The 12,632-nt window shown below is 71.5% G+C and carries 13 protein-coding genes; 7 read left to right on the top strand and 6 right to left on the bottom strand.

Annotation, left to right across the window (positions count from 1 at the left end; genetic code table 11):
* Positions 1-46 precede the first annotated feature (46 nt).
* From DEJ14_RS01965 to DEJ14_RS01955, 3 genes are all read right to left on the bottom strand, one after another.
* Positions 47-1,006 (bottom strand): alpha-ketoacid dehydrogenase subunit beta, encoded by a 960-nt coding sequence (locus tag DEJ14_RS01965; protein ID WP_111087054.1) that lies wholly within the window; start codon positions 1,004-1,006, stop codon positions 47-49.
* Positions 1,007-1,092: 86 nt separating this feature from the next.
* On the bottom strand, positions 1,093-2,229 hold the full coding sequence (locus tag DEJ14_RS01960; RefSeq protein ID WP_111087051.1) for a thiamine pyrophosphate-dependent dehydrogenase E1 component subunit alpha: 1,137 nt from the start codon (positions 2,227-2,229) through the stop codon (positions 1,093-1,095).
* A gap of 23 nt (positions 2,230-2,252) precedes the next feature.
* The gene (locus DEJ14_RS01955) at positions 2,253-3,332 is read right to left on the bottom strand and encodes a histidinol-phosphate transaminase (RefSeq protein WP_111087055.1); all 1,080 of its coding nucleotides are present in this window, start codon (positions 3,330-3,332) and stop codon (positions 2,253-2,255) included.
* A 71-nt stretch (positions 3,333-3,403) separates the two neighbouring features.
* Between DEJ14_RS01955 and DEJ14_RS01950 the strand changes: the two genes are divergently transcribed.
* The 5 genes from DEJ14_RS01950 to DEJ14_RS01930 all read left to right on the top strand — a co-directional run bounded on the left by DEJ14_RS01950 (position 3,404) and on the right by DEJ14_RS01930 (position 7,956).
* Positions 3,404-3,802 carry a phage holin family protein gene (locus tag DEJ14_RS01950; RefSeq protein ID WP_111087052.1) on the top strand — a complete coding sequence of 133 codons (399 nt, stop codon included), beginning with the start codon at positions 3,404-3,406 and terminating at the stop codon, positions 3,800-3,802.
* 47 nt (positions 3,803-3,849) lie between these two features.
* On the top strand, positions 3,850-4,362 hold the full coding sequence (locus DEJ14_RS01945; protein ID WP_111087056.1) for a low molecular weight protein-tyrosine-phosphatase: 513 nt from the start codon (positions 3,850-3,852) through the stop codon (positions 4,360-4,362).
* The gene (gene purB, locus DEJ14_RS01940) at positions 4,359-5,744 is read left to right on the top strand and encodes an adenylosuccinate lyase (RefSeq protein ID WP_111087053.1); all 1,386 of its coding nucleotides are present in this window, start codon (positions 4,359-4,361) and stop codon (positions 5,742-5,744) included. Before DEJ14_RS01945 ends, purB begins: the two co-directional genes overlap by 4 nt.
* A 149-nt stretch (positions 5,745-5,893) precedes the next feature.
* Positions 5,894-7,144, top strand: coding sequence for a hypothetical protein (locus tag DEJ14_RS01935; protein WP_284180101.1), 1,251 nt, complete (start codon positions 5,894-5,896; stop codon positions 7,142-7,144).
* Positions 7,145-7,146: 2 nt separating this feature from the next.
* Positions 7,147-7,956 (top strand): L,D-transpeptidase family protein, encoded by an 810-nt coding sequence (locus DEJ14_RS01930; RefSeq protein WP_284180099.1) that lies wholly within the window; start codon positions 7,147-7,149, stop codon positions 7,954-7,956.
* 85 nt (positions 7,957-8,041) lie between these two features.
* On the opposite strand, the gene DEJ14_RS01925 is transcribed toward DEJ14_RS01930, so the two are convergent.
* Positions 8,042-8,956 carry a LysR family transcriptional regulator gene (locus DEJ14_RS01925; protein WP_111086903.1) on the bottom strand — a complete coding sequence of 305 codons (915 nt, stop codon included), beginning with the start codon at positions 8,954-8,956 and terminating at the stop codon, positions 8,042-8,044.
* Positions 8,957-9,027: 71 nt separating this feature from the next.
* Between DEJ14_RS01925 and DEJ14_RS01920 the strand changes: the two genes are divergently transcribed.
* Entirely contained in the window at positions 9,028-9,975 is a 948-nt protein-coding gene (locus DEJ14_RS01920) for an EamA family transporter (RefSeq protein WP_111086904.1), read from the top strand.
* On the opposite strand, the gene DEJ14_RS01915 is transcribed toward DEJ14_RS01920, so the two are convergent.
* Together DEJ14_RS01915 and DEJ14_RS01910 are read right to left on the bottom strand one after the other, a co-directional pair.
* Complete coding sequence (locus DEJ14_RS01915; RefSeq protein WP_111086905.1) at positions 9,944-10,921, bottom strand: epimerase; 978 nt, start codon at positions 10,919-10,921, stop codon at positions 9,944-9,946. The genes DEJ14_RS01920 and DEJ14_RS01915 overlap by 32 nt on opposite strands.
* Before the next feature lies 1 nt (position 10,922).
* Positions 10,923-11,588, bottom strand: a complete 666-nt coding sequence (locus DEJ14_RS01910; protein WP_111086906.1) for a DUF4166 domain-containing protein — start codon at positions 11,586-11,588, stop codon at positions 10,923-10,925.
* A 47-nt stretch (positions 11,589-11,635) separates the two neighbouring features.
* Between DEJ14_RS01910 and DEJ14_RS01905 the strand changes: the two genes are divergently transcribed.
* Positions 11,636-12,556: a cation diffusion facilitator family transporter gene (locus tag DEJ14_RS01905; protein WP_111086907.1), complete on the top strand. Its 921-nt coding sequence runs from the start codon at positions 11,636-11,638 to the stop codon at positions 12,554-12,556.
* Positions 12,557-12,632 lie beyond the last annotated feature (76 nt).

Below are 12,632 nucleotides of genomic sequence, written 5' to 3'. Positions count from 1 at the left end.
TTACGGCTCCTTCGGCGTTCGGACGAGTTGGGTCAGTCGAGCTGGATCAGTACGCGAGGGCGCGGTCGACGGCCTCGAGGACGCGGTCGGCGTCCGGCAGGTGCAGGTGCTCCAGCTTCGAGACCGGGAACGGGATGTCGAACCCGGACACCCGCAGCGGCGGCGCCTGCATCGTGTAGAACGCCTTCTCGGCGACGGTGGCGGCGATCTCGCTGCCGACGCTGACGAAGCCCGAGGCTTCCTGCGCGATGACGAGGCGACCGGTCTTGCGGACCGAGGTGAGGATCGGGTCCCAGTCGATGGGCGAGATCGAGCGGAGGTCGATGACCTCGCAGCTCGTGCCCTCGGACTCGGCGAGCTCGGCGGCCTGCATGAGGGTCGCGACCATCGCACCGTGGCCGACGAGGGTGACCTCGGTGCCGGTGCGTGCCACACGCGTGGTGTGCATCGGGACGTGCCCGTCGACGAGGTCGACCTGGCCCTTGGGCCAGTAGCGCGACTTCGGCTCGAGGAAGACGACCGGGTCCTTCGAGGCGATGGCCTCCTGGATCATCCAGTAGGCGTCGTTCGGGGTGCTCGGGCTGACAACGCGCAGACCGGGGGTGTGCGCGAAGTACGCCTCGGGCGACTCCTGGTGGTGCTCCACGGCGCCGATGTGGCCGCCGTAGGGGATGCGGATGACGACGGGCAGCGACATGTGCGCCGGCAGCCGGTTCGCCATCTTCGCGAGCTGCGAGGTGATCTGGTCGAAGCCGGGCCACACGAAGCCGTCGAACTGGATCTCGACGACCGGGCGGTAGCCGCGCAGAGCAAGGCCGATCGCGGTGCCGATGATGCCGGCCTCGGCGAGCGGGGTGTCCCGCACGCGCTCCGGGCCGAAGCGGTCCTGCAGGCCCTCGGTGATGCGGAAGACACCGCCGAGCTGGCCGATGTCCTCGCCCATCAGCAGGACCTTGTCGTCCGCCTGCATGGCCGCGGCGAGCCCGGCGTTGAGGGCCTTCGCCATCGGCAGGGTCGGCGTGGGGTCGCTCGGGACCTCGCCGGCGCCCGGGTGGGACCGCAGCGTGTAGTCGAAGAGCTGCTCGGTGGTGCTCATGCGTGGGCGCCCCCTTCGAAGCCGGCCTCGTACTGTTCGAGCCAGGCCTTCTGCTCGGCGACCAGCGGGTGCGGCTCGCGGTAGACGTTGTCGAACATGACGTCGACGGACGGCGGGGTCAGCGCCACGGTGCGGCGGCGGACGTCGGCGGCGATGTCCTCGCCCTCTTCGTCGAACGCGGCGAACTGCTCGTCGGTCGCGCCCTTCGAGCGCAGGTACGCCTCGGAGCGGACGATCGGGTCGCGGCGGACCCAGTCCTCGAGCTCGCCGTCCGCGCGGTACCGGCTCGGGTCGTCCGAGCTGGTGTGCGCGCCGATGCGGTACGTGTCGGCTTCGATGAACGCGGGACCCTGACCGCTGCGGGCGTGGTCGGTGGCGACGACGGAGGCCGTGTACGAGGCGAGGATGTCGTTGCCGTCGATCAGCACGCTCGGGATCCCGAAGCCGCGCGGACGGTCGACGAGCGGCGTCGGCGACTGCACCGACACCGGCACCGAGATCGCCCAGTGGTTGTTCTGCAGGAAGAAGACGACGGGGGCCTTGGTGGACGCCGAGAACACGTACGCCTCGTTCACGTCGCCCTGGCTCGTCGCGCCGTCGCCGAAGTAGACGATGGAGCACGCGTCACGGTCGGGGTCGCCCGTGCCGACATCACCGTCGAGCTTCTGGCCGAGCGCGTAGCCCGTGGCGTGCAGGGTCTGCGAGCCGATCACCAGGGTGGAGATGTGCGTGTTGCCGCGCTGGTCCGGGTCCCATCCACCGTGGGTCTGCCCGCGGTACATCGCGATGATCTCCATCGGCTCGACACCGCGCTGCATCGTGACGGCGTGCTCGCGGTACGAGGGGAAGACGTGGTCCTGGGCGCGCAGGGCGAACGCGGAGCCGGTCTGCGCGGCTTCCTGCCCGTGGCTCGGCACCCAGAGGCCGAGCTGGCCGGTCCGCTGCAGGTTGTGACCGGCGTGGTCGAACCGTCGGGTGAGCACCATGCGGCGGTGCATCGCCAGCAGGGTCTCGTCGGGGATCGCCCGCGCGGCGGCGGCGAACTCGGCGTTCTCGTCGGACTCCACGAACCGACCCTCGGGGTCGAGGAGCCGGACGGTGGTCGTCGCGGGAGCCGCGGCGCGGAATGACATGCGGGCCAGCGTAGCGGCAGGCATCAGTCGGCCACCTGGAGGTCCGCCACAAGCGAGCGGGCCGTTTCGAGGAGCGTTTCCACAGCCTCGTGCTCGCCGATCGAGATGCGGATGCCCTCCGGTGGGAAGGCCCGCACGATGATGCCGGCCTCCTCGAAGGCGGCGGCCGCGGCGACCGTCCGGTCCCCCGTCGGCAGCCAGACGAAGTTGCCCTGGGCGTCCGGCACGGCCCACCCCTGCTCGCGGAGCTCGGTGACGATGCGGTCGCGGAGCGCGGCGATCTCGGAGACCCGCTCGAGCAGTTCGCCCTCGCGTTCCAGGCTGGCCAGCGCGGCCGCCTGCCCCTGGGCCGTGACGGAGAGGGGGATCGCGCACGCGCGGACCGCCTCGAGCACGTACACCGGGCCGAGGGCGTAGCCGACGCGCAGCCCGGCGAGACCGTACGCCTTCGAGAACGTCCGGAGGACGACCAGGTTCGGGTAGCGGGCCAGCAGCGGGTGCCCGTGCACGGCGGCCTCGTCGGTGGCGAACTCGGCGTATGCCTCGTCGAGCACGACCAGGACGGACTGCGGCACCGCGGCCATGAAGGACGCGAACTCGGACTCGGTCACGATCGGGCCGGTCGGGTTGTTCGGCGTGCACACGATCACCATGCGGGTGCGGTCGGTGACGGCGGCGGCCATCGCGTCGAGGTCGTGGCCGCCGTCCGGCCGGTTCGGCACCTGCACGCTCGTGGCACCCGCGACGGTGACGACGCCGGGGTAGGCCTCGAACGACCGCCAGGCGTAGACGATCTCGTCGCCCGGGCCGGAGGTCGCGCGGGCGAGCTCGTGCAGGATCGCGACGCTGCCGGGGGCGACGTGCACCTCGTCGGCGGTCAGCCCGAAGCGGTTCGCGAGCGCGGCGCGGACGGCCAGGGCGGTGGCGTCCGGGTAGCGGTTGAACGCGGTCTGCGCCTGCACGGCTTGGACCACCCCGGGGAGCGGGGGGAACGGGTTCTCGTTGCTCGACAGCTTGAAGGCGTCGTCGGCGGCCTGGCGTCCCTGCTTGTAGGCGGGGAGGACGGCAATCTCCGGCCGTATGTGGACTCGCTGCTCGCTCACCTGCACAGGCTACCCGCGGCCGTGCGGGCGGTGTTGGTGACTGCGCGGGTGTCGGAGGGCATCATGGGTGCATGCGATTCCTCGTCCGCCTCGTCGTCAACGCCGTGGCCCTCTGGCTCACCACGCTCATCGTCAGCGGCGTCTCCGTCACCGCGTTCGGCGACGGCGGGACCACGGCGACCGTGCTCACCTACCTGCTCGTGGCCTTCGTGTTCGGGCTCGTCAACGCCGTGATCGGCACGCTGATCCGGATCGTGGCGTTCCCGATCTACATCCTGACCCTCGGGCTGATCTCCTTCATCGTGAACGCGATCCTGTTGCTCATCGTCGCGGGCATCTCGGACGCGTTCGGCTTCGGGCTCGAGGTCGAGTCGTTCGGCTGGGGCATCGTCGGCGCCTTCGTGCTCGCCGTCTTCGCCTGGCTGATCGGGCTGTTCGTCCGTCCGGTGCTGAACCGCCAGCGGGCGTGACGCGGACGGATCTCGCGGAGGAACCCTCCCTGCGTCATGATGTGACCATGGCCCCGGACGTCGACGCCCCGTTCCGCGTCTCGTTCGTCTGCAGTGGCAACATCTGCCGGTCCCCGATGGCCGGCGTGGTCTTCGCGCAGATCGCCGCGGACGCCGGGCTCGCCGACCGCTTCCACGTCGAGTCAGCCGGCACCGGTGACTGGCACGTCGGCGAACCGGCCGACGAGCGCACGATCGCAGCCCTCGCGGCACGCGGATACGATGGCAGCAGGCATCGCGCCCGTCAGTTCGACCCGGACCGGTTCCCGGACCTCGATCTGGTGGTCGCACTCGACCGCTCCCACGAACGCGTCCTGCGATCGTGGGCACCGACCATGGACGACTCCGCCAAGGTGACGCTCCTGCTGCGGTACGACGACGCCTGGCCCCAGCAGACCGACGTGCCGGACCCGTACTACGCGGACCGGCACGAGTTCGACCGAGTGCTCTCGACCGTCGAACGGGCCTGCCGGGCGCTCTTCCACCAGCTCGAGCCGGCCGTCCGTCAGGGAGCCCCATGACCCCCCTTCCCCCGCAGCCGATCAGCCCGCTCGACGGGCGCTACTACCCGATCGTGCACACGGTGGGCGAGCACCTCTCCGAGGCCGGGCTCAACCGCGCGCGCATCGTGGTCGAGGTCGAGTGGCTGGTCTTCCTGACCGACCACGCGATGTTCACCACCTCGCCGCTCAGCGTCGACGACAAGGCCGCGCTCCGGCGCATCGTCGAGACCTTCGGCCACGACCAGATCGCCGAACTCGCCGAGATCGAGGCGACGACCCGCCACGACGTCAAGGCCGTCGAGTACTTCGTCCGCCGCCGGCTCTCCGAGCTCGGGCTGGACGCGATCGCCGAGCTGACCCACTTCGCCGCTACCAGCGAGGACGTCAACAACCTGTCCTACGCCCTGACCGTGCGCGACACCGTCGACCAGGTCTGGCTGCCGGCGTACCGTGCCGTGCTCGAGAATCTGCGGACCCTCGCCGTCGAGCTGCGCGCCGTCCCGATGCTCTCCCACACGCACGGGCAGCCCGCGACCCCGTCGACGCTCGGCAAGGAGCTCGCGGTCGTCGTCTACCGGCTCGAGCGCGTCCTGGCCCAGATCGAGGGCGGCGAGTACCTCGGCAAGTTCTCCGGCGCGACCGGCACCTTCTCAGCCCACCTCGCCGCCGACCCCGAGGCCGACTGGCCGACGCTGTCGCGCGAGTTCGTCGAGGGCCTCGGGCTCACCTGGAACCCGCTCACCACGCAGATCGAGTCGCACGACTGGCAGGCCGAGCTGTACGACCGGATCCGGCACGCCAACCGCATCCTGCACAACCTGGCGACCGACGTGTGGACCTACATCTCGATGGGGTACTTCACGCAGATCCCGGTCGCCGGTGCCACCGGGTCGTCGACGATGCCGCACAAGATCAACCCGATCAAGTTCGAGAACGCCGAGGCGAACCTCGAGATCTCGTCGGCGCTGTTCTCCACCCTGTCCGAGACCCTCGTGACGAGCCGCCTGCAGCGCGACCTGACCGACTCCACCACGCAGCGGAACATCGGCGTCGCGTTCGGGCACTCGCTGCTCGCGCTCGACAACCTGCGCCGCGGCCTGGGCGAGATCTCGGTCAACGAAGCCAAGCTCGCCGACGACCTCGACCACAACTGGGAGGTCCTCGCCGAGGCGATCCAGACGGTCATCCGCGCCGAGGTCACCGCCGGGCAGTCGAACATCGAGGACCCCTACGCGATGCTCAAGGACCTCACCCGCGGCAAGCGGGTGACCCAGCAGGACCTCATCGTGTTCGTGAACGGCCTGGACATCTCGGACGGCGCGAAGGCCCGGCTGACGAACCTGACGCCGGCGACGTACACGGGTCTGGCGGACGAACTGGTCGATCACCTCGACGTCTGACGCTGTTCACCTGCGCGATGTGAACACTGTGCCCAAAAGGGGTGCGGAATCCTCATGAAGTCGATAGGTTCGTCCTGCTGAGCATCGTCTCAGCACGGGGGCGTCACAGAGGACGATCCCTGCCCTCTGACCGGATGGATCTCCACACCGTGCTTCGTTCCCGCATCACCGCGGCCGCCGTCGGCGCCACCGTGCTCGGCGTCACCGCTGCGCTCGTCCCCACCGTCTCCACCGCGAACCAGACGATGACCGCCGCATCGGCGATCGTGACCTGGACCGACTCGGCCGCCGACTTCACGGCGGCACCCGAGGGCACCGTCCCGCTGAACGACAAGTGGTACTGGGCGGCGCTGTCCGACCCGACCGCCGGCGGGAAGATCACCGACTTCGCGACGCTCGACGAGGACGGCCTGTCGGTCTCCGACGGCGAGGCCGTCGGCCTGGTCCGCGGCCTGACGAAGCCGGTGCCCGGCGGCGAGGTCGGGGCGCTCGCCTCCGGCCTCAGCACCACGACGACCGGGGCGACGAGCTTCGGCCTCGCGATCCAGGAGGGCGGCGACACCAGCGCCCAGACCGTCGTCTTCGCCACCGACGCCCGCAACACCGACGGTGTCAGCGACGGCCTCACCCGGTGGATCGACCCCGCCACCGGCGAGGTCGAGTCGACCTCGAAGCTCGCCACCGACCTGAAGGCGGCAGACGCCGAAGTCGTCGGCTACGTCGTCTACGTCGGCATCGACATCACCGCCGAGGTCACCGCACCGCCCGCGACCGACGAGCCGACCGAGACGCCCGCTCCGACCGAGACGCCCGCCCCGACCGAGACCCCGGCTCCGACCGAGACCCCCGCGCCCACCGAGACGCCGACGACCGCCCCGACGCCGCCGACCACCGAGGCTCCTGACGCGACCACCGCCCCCGGCGCCGAGCTGAAGAGCCTCGCCTCGCCGCTCGAGTCCGACGCCCAGGCCCTCGCCGCCGACGCCAGCGGTTCGATCTCGGCCCTGCGCATCGACGACACCACGACGTACTTCACGCCGCAGCCCACCGCGGCAGCACGTCTGCTCACCACCTCCGCCACCCTGACCGAGGCCACCACCACCGGTGTCCGCGTGCAGGGCTCGGGCTTCGCCCCGAACGAGGTCGTCACCGCTGCAGTCGGCGACGCAGCCGACGCCGTCGCGATCCCCGGCGTCCAGTTCCGCGCCGACGCTGACGGAAACGTCTCCGGGACCATCGTCCTGCCCGCCGACCTCGTCGACTCGGCCGGCACCTACGTGCTCGGTCTCGTCGGCCTGTCGTCGGGGCAGACGGCCGCGACGACGCTCACCGTGACGGCCGATGCTGCCACAGCGCCGGTCGCCGTGCCGGTGCCCGGAACGGCGACCTTCACGGGCTGATCTTGCCGATCCTGCCGACCGAGCCACGGCGGCGTGCGACCCTGATCGCCGCCGCCGTGGCCGTCGTCTGCGCCGGGGCGGTGGCGTTCGTCGCCCTCGGCCCCCTGTCGGCGGCCCCCGCGCCCACCCCGACACGGTCCGTCGCCGCGAGCGCGACCCCGACCCCCACGTCGACCCCGGGTCCGACGCGCTCCGCGGGCCCCACCGATGCGGTCGACGCACCCGCGAGCACCACCGTCGCGGCCGTCCGCGGTGACAGCGTGCCGGTCAGCAGCACGCCCGGTGGTACGGCCACGACCACCCTGTCGAACCCGCAGCAGTCCGGCGCACCACTCGTGTTCCGCGTGGTCGACCAGCGGGACGGCTGGGCGCAGGTGCAGCTCGCGCAGCGTCCGAACGGCAGCACCGGGTGGGTCCCGACGAGCGCGGTCACCCTCACCGAGGACCCGTACGCCATCGTCGTCACCCGCGCCGAGAACACGCTCGACCTGTACAAGGACGGCAAGGTCGTCGACAGCTACCCCGTCGCGACCGGCACCGGCGGCACCCCGTCGCCGACCGGCCGCTTCGCCCTGACCGAGCTGCTCGCCCCGACGAACAGCGGTTACGGCCCGTACGCGTACGGCACGACGGCGTTCTCGGACGTGCTCAACTCGTTCGGCGGCGGCCCGGGCCAGATCGGCCTGCACGGCACCGACGACAGCTCGAGCATCGGGACCGCCGCGTCGCACGGCTGCATCCGGATGCACAACGCCGACATCAGCGCCCTGGCCGAGCGACTGCCGCTCGGAACCCCGTTCCAGGTTCGCTGACGTTCCCACGCGCGCGAAGCGGGTCTGCCGTGGCGCACACCCGGACTGGAGGCGCGGCGTTCGTCCGGCAGTGGGAGCGACCGTCTCAGTTGGTGACGTCCAGGGCCTCGGCGACCAGCGCCTCCAGGACGGTGCGCACCACGGGGCGGACCGCACGGTCGGGGCGGACCAGCGCCTCGATCCGGCGCCCCGCACGCACGTCGGCCAGCTCGGCCAGGTGGAACCGGCCGGACGCCCGGGTGCCCGAGGTGTACCGCGGCACCAGCGCGACGCCGTGCCCCGCGGCGACCAGGTTCTCGATGACGGGCAGGTGGATCGTCCGGAAGGCGACGCTGGGCGGGGCGTCCGACGCCGCCGCCATCGCCTGCAGGACCCGGTCGATCGGGTAGCCCTCGGGCACGCCGATCCAGGTCTCGCCGACGACCTCGTCGATCCCGACCCGTTCGCGACCGGCGAGCCGGTGCCCCGGTGGCACCGCGACGTCGAGCGGTTCGCGCAGGAGCGGAACGGTCTCGACCGATCCTTGGTCCGCCGGCCGCACCCCGTCCGACCGGTGTCCGACGACGACGTCGTGGTCGGCGGCCAGGGGTGCGAACTCCCCCTCGCTGACGTCCACGTCGACGAGGGCCAGCTCGATGCCGGGGTGCGCGCGCATCCGGGTGAGGACTCCTGGCAGCAGCAGTTCGGCCGCCGACGGGAAGATCGCGAGGTCGACGCGGCCCGTCGCGCCGCCCAGGTGCTCCTGCCACGCGGCGTCGACCCGGGCGATCGCGGTGGCGACGCCGGTGGACAGGCCGGCCAGCACCTCGCCGTGGGCGGTGAGCCGGACGCCGCGTCCGACGCGCTCGACGAGCGGGACGCCCACCTGCCGCTGCAGCGTCTGCAGTTGCTGCGACACCGCGCTGGGGGTGCGGTGCGTGGCCTCGGCAACGGCGGTGACGCTGCCGCGCTCGGCGAGTTCGCGGAGGACGGCGAGCAGGTGCACGTCGAAGTCGACCATGCAGGGAGGCTACAACGTCGGTTGCGAACAATTCGCTGGTCCTACACGTTCGCAGCCACCACGATCGGAGCATGACCACCCGTGACCGCCTCCTCGCCCTGGTCGTCGCCGTCGTCTGGGGCCTGAACTTCCCCGCGACCGCGCTCGCCCTCGAGCACTTCCCGCCGTTCCTGCTCGCGGCCCTGCGGTTCACGATCCTGGCGATCCCGACGCTGCTGTTCGTGCCGCGGCCGAAGATCCCGTTCGGGCGGCTGCTGCTCGTCGGGTTCGGGCTCGGGGTGCTGCAGTTCTCGTTCCTGTACCTGAGCATGGCGTCGGGGATGCCGTCCGGGCTCGCCTCGCTCGTGCTGCAGGCCTCGGCGCCGTTCACGGTGGTGCTCGCCGGCGTGTTCCTGCGCGAACGGCTCACCGGACGACAGGTCATCGGTGTGACGATCGCGGTCGCTGCCCTCGGCCTGATCGCCCTGCACCGGTCGCAGACGGCGGCACTGCTGCCGGTGGTGCTGGCGCTGTGCGGCGCGCTCGGGTGGGCGATCGGCAACGTCGCGACACGACGAGCCGGAGCCGCGAACCCGCTGCACCTGACGCTCTGGTGGTCGGTCGTGCCGCCGATCCCGATGGCCGTGCTGTCGTTCGTGGTCGAGGGGCCGGACCGCATCGGTGCCGCACTCGGCACGGCCTTCACCGCGGACGCCCTGCCGGCGGACCTCGGCCTGCTCTACATCGTGCTGGTCGCGACCCTGGTCGGCTACGGGATCTGGTCGCGGCTGATGGCGACCTACCCGTCGAGCACGGTCGCCCCGTTCTCGATGCTCGTGCCGGTCGTCGGCGTGCTCGCGTCGTGGGCGGCCTTCGGCGAGGTGCCCGACCTGGTCGAGGTGCTCGCCGGCGCCGTCGTGGTCGGGGCGGTGCTGTGGTCGTCGCGACCGGCACGGCTGTCACACGAGCCGGTCCCCACGCCGGTCGACGGGGTCCCGGTGCCGGTGCTCAGCCCCGGTGCTGGCGACGCTCCGCGATGATCCCGGCGAGCGCACCCCGCAGGTGCGGGTACCGGAACTCGTAACCCGCCTGGGTCAACCGCGTCGGCACCACCCATCGGCTCTTGAGCACCAGTTCGGTCTCGGTGCGGATCGCGAAGGACCCGACCTCGAGCATCCACCGTGGCGTCGGCAGTCCGAACCTGCGGCCCACGGCGTCGCGGATCGTCGCCATCACGGTGCGGTTGTCGGACGGGTTCGGGCTCGACACGTTCACCGGCCCCTCGAGCTCCGGGTGGTCGCGGACGAACCGGATCGAACCGAGGACGTCGGCGATGTGCACCCAGCTGAACCGCTGTCGACCGCGGGTCGGTCGGTGGTGGTGGTACGTCCCCGCCCGCAGCCGAGAACGCGTCGGCACCCAGGCGCCGTCGTACTGCGGCCCACCGAGGCCCGTCTGCGCCAGCCGGAGGAGCGGCACGAGCGCGCTGCCGTCGCCGAACACGATCGCCATCCGGAGTGCCACCCGACGGGTCGACGGCAGGTCGGCGCCGAAGAACGCGTCCTCCCACGCGCGCGCCACGGAGACCGAGAAGCCCTCGCCGAGCTCGCCGGTCAGTTCGTCCTGGGGGCGGTCGTCGGCGTGCCGGTAGATCGTCGCGGTCGAGGCGTTCAGCCACAGCGGCGGCGGGTGCTCGGCGGCGCGGATGGCCTCGGCGAGCTCGAGCGTGGTGTCCACGCGGGAGCGCATGATCTCGGCGCGGTTGCGTCGGCCGTACCGGCAGTTGACGCTCTTGCCCGCCATGTTCACGACGAGGGCTGCACCGTCGACGAGCTCGCGGATGCGCAGGGTGTTGCCCCACACCGCGTCGCCCGTCCGGCCGACCGTGACGACCTGGTAGCCCTCTTCGGCGAAGGCGTCCCGCAGGTACTGCCCCACGAAGCCGCTCGCGCCCGCGATCACGACGCGGCCCTTCTGGTCGCTCATCTCATCCCCGTTCTGTGTCCGGCGCGATCTCGTACCGGAACGCCCCCTCGTACCGGTACAGCGTGCCGAGCACCGGTGCCGAGAGCACGAGGGACACGCGCTGGAGGTCGGCTTCGTCATCGAATCGTTCTGTGAGCAGCACCCGCGGTGCGATGAGGGCCGGGAGGCGCACCTCGCGTCCCAACGCACGGAACGTCACGCGCGTGGAGACCAGGCGCAGGGCGCCCGCATCCGGCCCGTGTGCGTCGACCTCCGCCCGGAGCCGGGCGCTGACGCGCCCGTGGCGACCGAGGTGGTCGACCAGGCCGTCCGGTTCGGCGGTGATGGCGTCCACCATCGTGCGGCTGCCGGAGCGGAACCGGAAGGTGCGGTGCGCGCGGACCGCGGGGCGGGCCTCCCGGCCTCCTCGTCCACGACGGACGCGAGCCGGGCGGTTCTCGACCGTGAACGGGACGTCCCGTTCCCAGACCGGGAACATGACGGAATCGCGCGCGAAGACGGCGAGCAGTGGCCAGAGCCAGCGGCGCGGTGTGCCGACGACGGCGAAGACACCCTCGCCGCGGCCGACGTGACCGGGCGGGATCGCGCCGAAGTACGTCGACAGTCGCGGGTGCAACCGGGCCAGCACGTCGGATGGTGTGGACAGCTCGTAGGGCGACCGGGTCACGTCCCGATCCTGGCATGTCGTCGGTGCGGATCCCTACGATGTCGCACATGGGTCACGACCACGGAGCAGGGCACTCGCACGGGCACGCGTCCGAGCGCGCACTGCTCATCGCGTTCTGCATCTCGGCGACGATCCTGCTGGCCGAGGTCGTCGGTGCCGTCGTCACGGGCTCCCTCGCGCTGCTGGTCGACGCCGGGCACATGGTCGTCGACACCGGCGGGCTCGGCATCGGACTCGTCGCGACGCGGCTCGCCCGCCGCAGTCCGACGACGCAGCGCACGTGGGGCTTCCAACGTGCCGAGGTGCTCGGTGCCACGGCCCAGGCGGCGATCCTGCTCGCGGTCGGCGTCTTCGTGATCATCTCCGCGATCCAACGGCTGTTCGTGCCCGCCGAGATCCACTCCGGGCCGCTCCTCGTCTTCGGCATCATCGGACTCGTCGGCAACCTGGTGGCCTACGGGGTGCTGCTGCGGGCCTCGGGCGAGGGCTTCACCTCGCGCGCCGCCCGGCTCGAGGTCCTCAACGACACCCTCGGTTCGGTCGCCGTCATCGCCGCCGCGGTCGTGCTCATGCTGACCGGCTGGGAGCGTGCCGACTCGGTCGCCGCGATCCTCATCGGCCTGCTCATCCTGCCGCGGGCGATCCGACTGCTGCGCGAGACCGCGAACGTGCTGCTCGAGTCCACGCCGCCGGGGCTCGACCTCGACGACGTGCGGGGCCACATCCTCGAGCTCGAGCACGTCATCGCCGTGCACGACCTGCATGCAACCCTGGTGGCGACGGGGGTCCCGAACCTGACCGCGCACGTGGTGGTGGACGACGAGTGCTTCTCGACGGCGCACGCTCCGCGGATCCTCGACGAGCTGCAGCAGTGCGTGGCGGAGCACTTCGACGTGCCCGTGGAGCACTCGACCTTCCAGCTGGAGCCTGCGTCGCACCGGCGGCACGAGCACGAGGTGCACGCGTAGGCGGTGCGGTTCGGGCGTTGTGATCGTCGACGCGGAACGACTTCGTCGACGTCGTACGACATCGAGAGTGTCGTTC

This window comes from Curtobacterium sp. MCJR17_020 (assembly GCF_003234365.2).
Classification (GTDB): domain Bacteria; phylum Actinomycetota; class Actinomycetes; order Actinomycetales; family Microbacteriaceae; genus Curtobacterium.
The sequence above is the reverse complement of the archived record's forward strand: the minus strand, read 5'-3'. Positions and strand labels throughout refer to the sequence as shown.

Excerpts from the sequence above, each read along its gene's own strand:
- DEJ14_RS01965 (WP_111087054.1), bottom strand. The coding sequence starts at position 1,006 with ATGGCGAAGGCCCTCAACGCCGGGCTCGCCGCGGCCATGCAGGCGGAC.
- DEJ14_RS01960 (WP_111087051.1), bottom strand. The coding sequence starts at position 2,229 with ATGTCATTCCGCGCCGCGGCTCCCGCGACGACCACCGTCCGGCTCCTC.
- DEJ14_RS01950 (WP_111087052.1), top strand. The coding sequence starts at position 3,404 with ATGCGATTCCTCGTCCGCCTCGTCGTCAACGCCGTGGCCCTCTGGCTC.
- DEJ14_RS01945 (WP_111087056.1), top strand. The coding sequence starts at position 3,850 with ATGGCCCCGGACGTCGACGCCCCGTTCCGCGTCTCGTTCGTCTGCAGT.
- purB (WP_111087053.1), top strand. The coding sequence starts at position 4,359 with ATGACCCCCCTTCCCCCGCAGCCGATCAGCCCGCTCGACGGGCGCTAC.
- DEJ14_RS01925 (WP_111086903.1), bottom strand. The coding sequence starts at position 8,956 with ATGGTCGACTTCGACGTGCACCTGCTCGCCGTCCTCCGCGAACTCGCC.
- DEJ14_RS01920 (WP_111086904.1), top strand. The coding sequence starts at position 9,028 with ATGACCACCCGTGACCGCCTCCTCGCCCTGGTCGTCGCCGTCGTCTGG.
- DEJ14_RS01915 (WP_111086905.1), bottom strand. The coding sequence starts at position 10,921 with ATGAGCGACCAGAAGGGCCGCGTCGTGATCGCGGGCGCGAGCGGCTTC.
- DEJ14_RS01905 (WP_111086907.1), top strand. The coding sequence starts at position 11,636 with ATGGGTCACGACCACGGAGCAGGGCACTCGCACGGGCACGCGTCCGAG.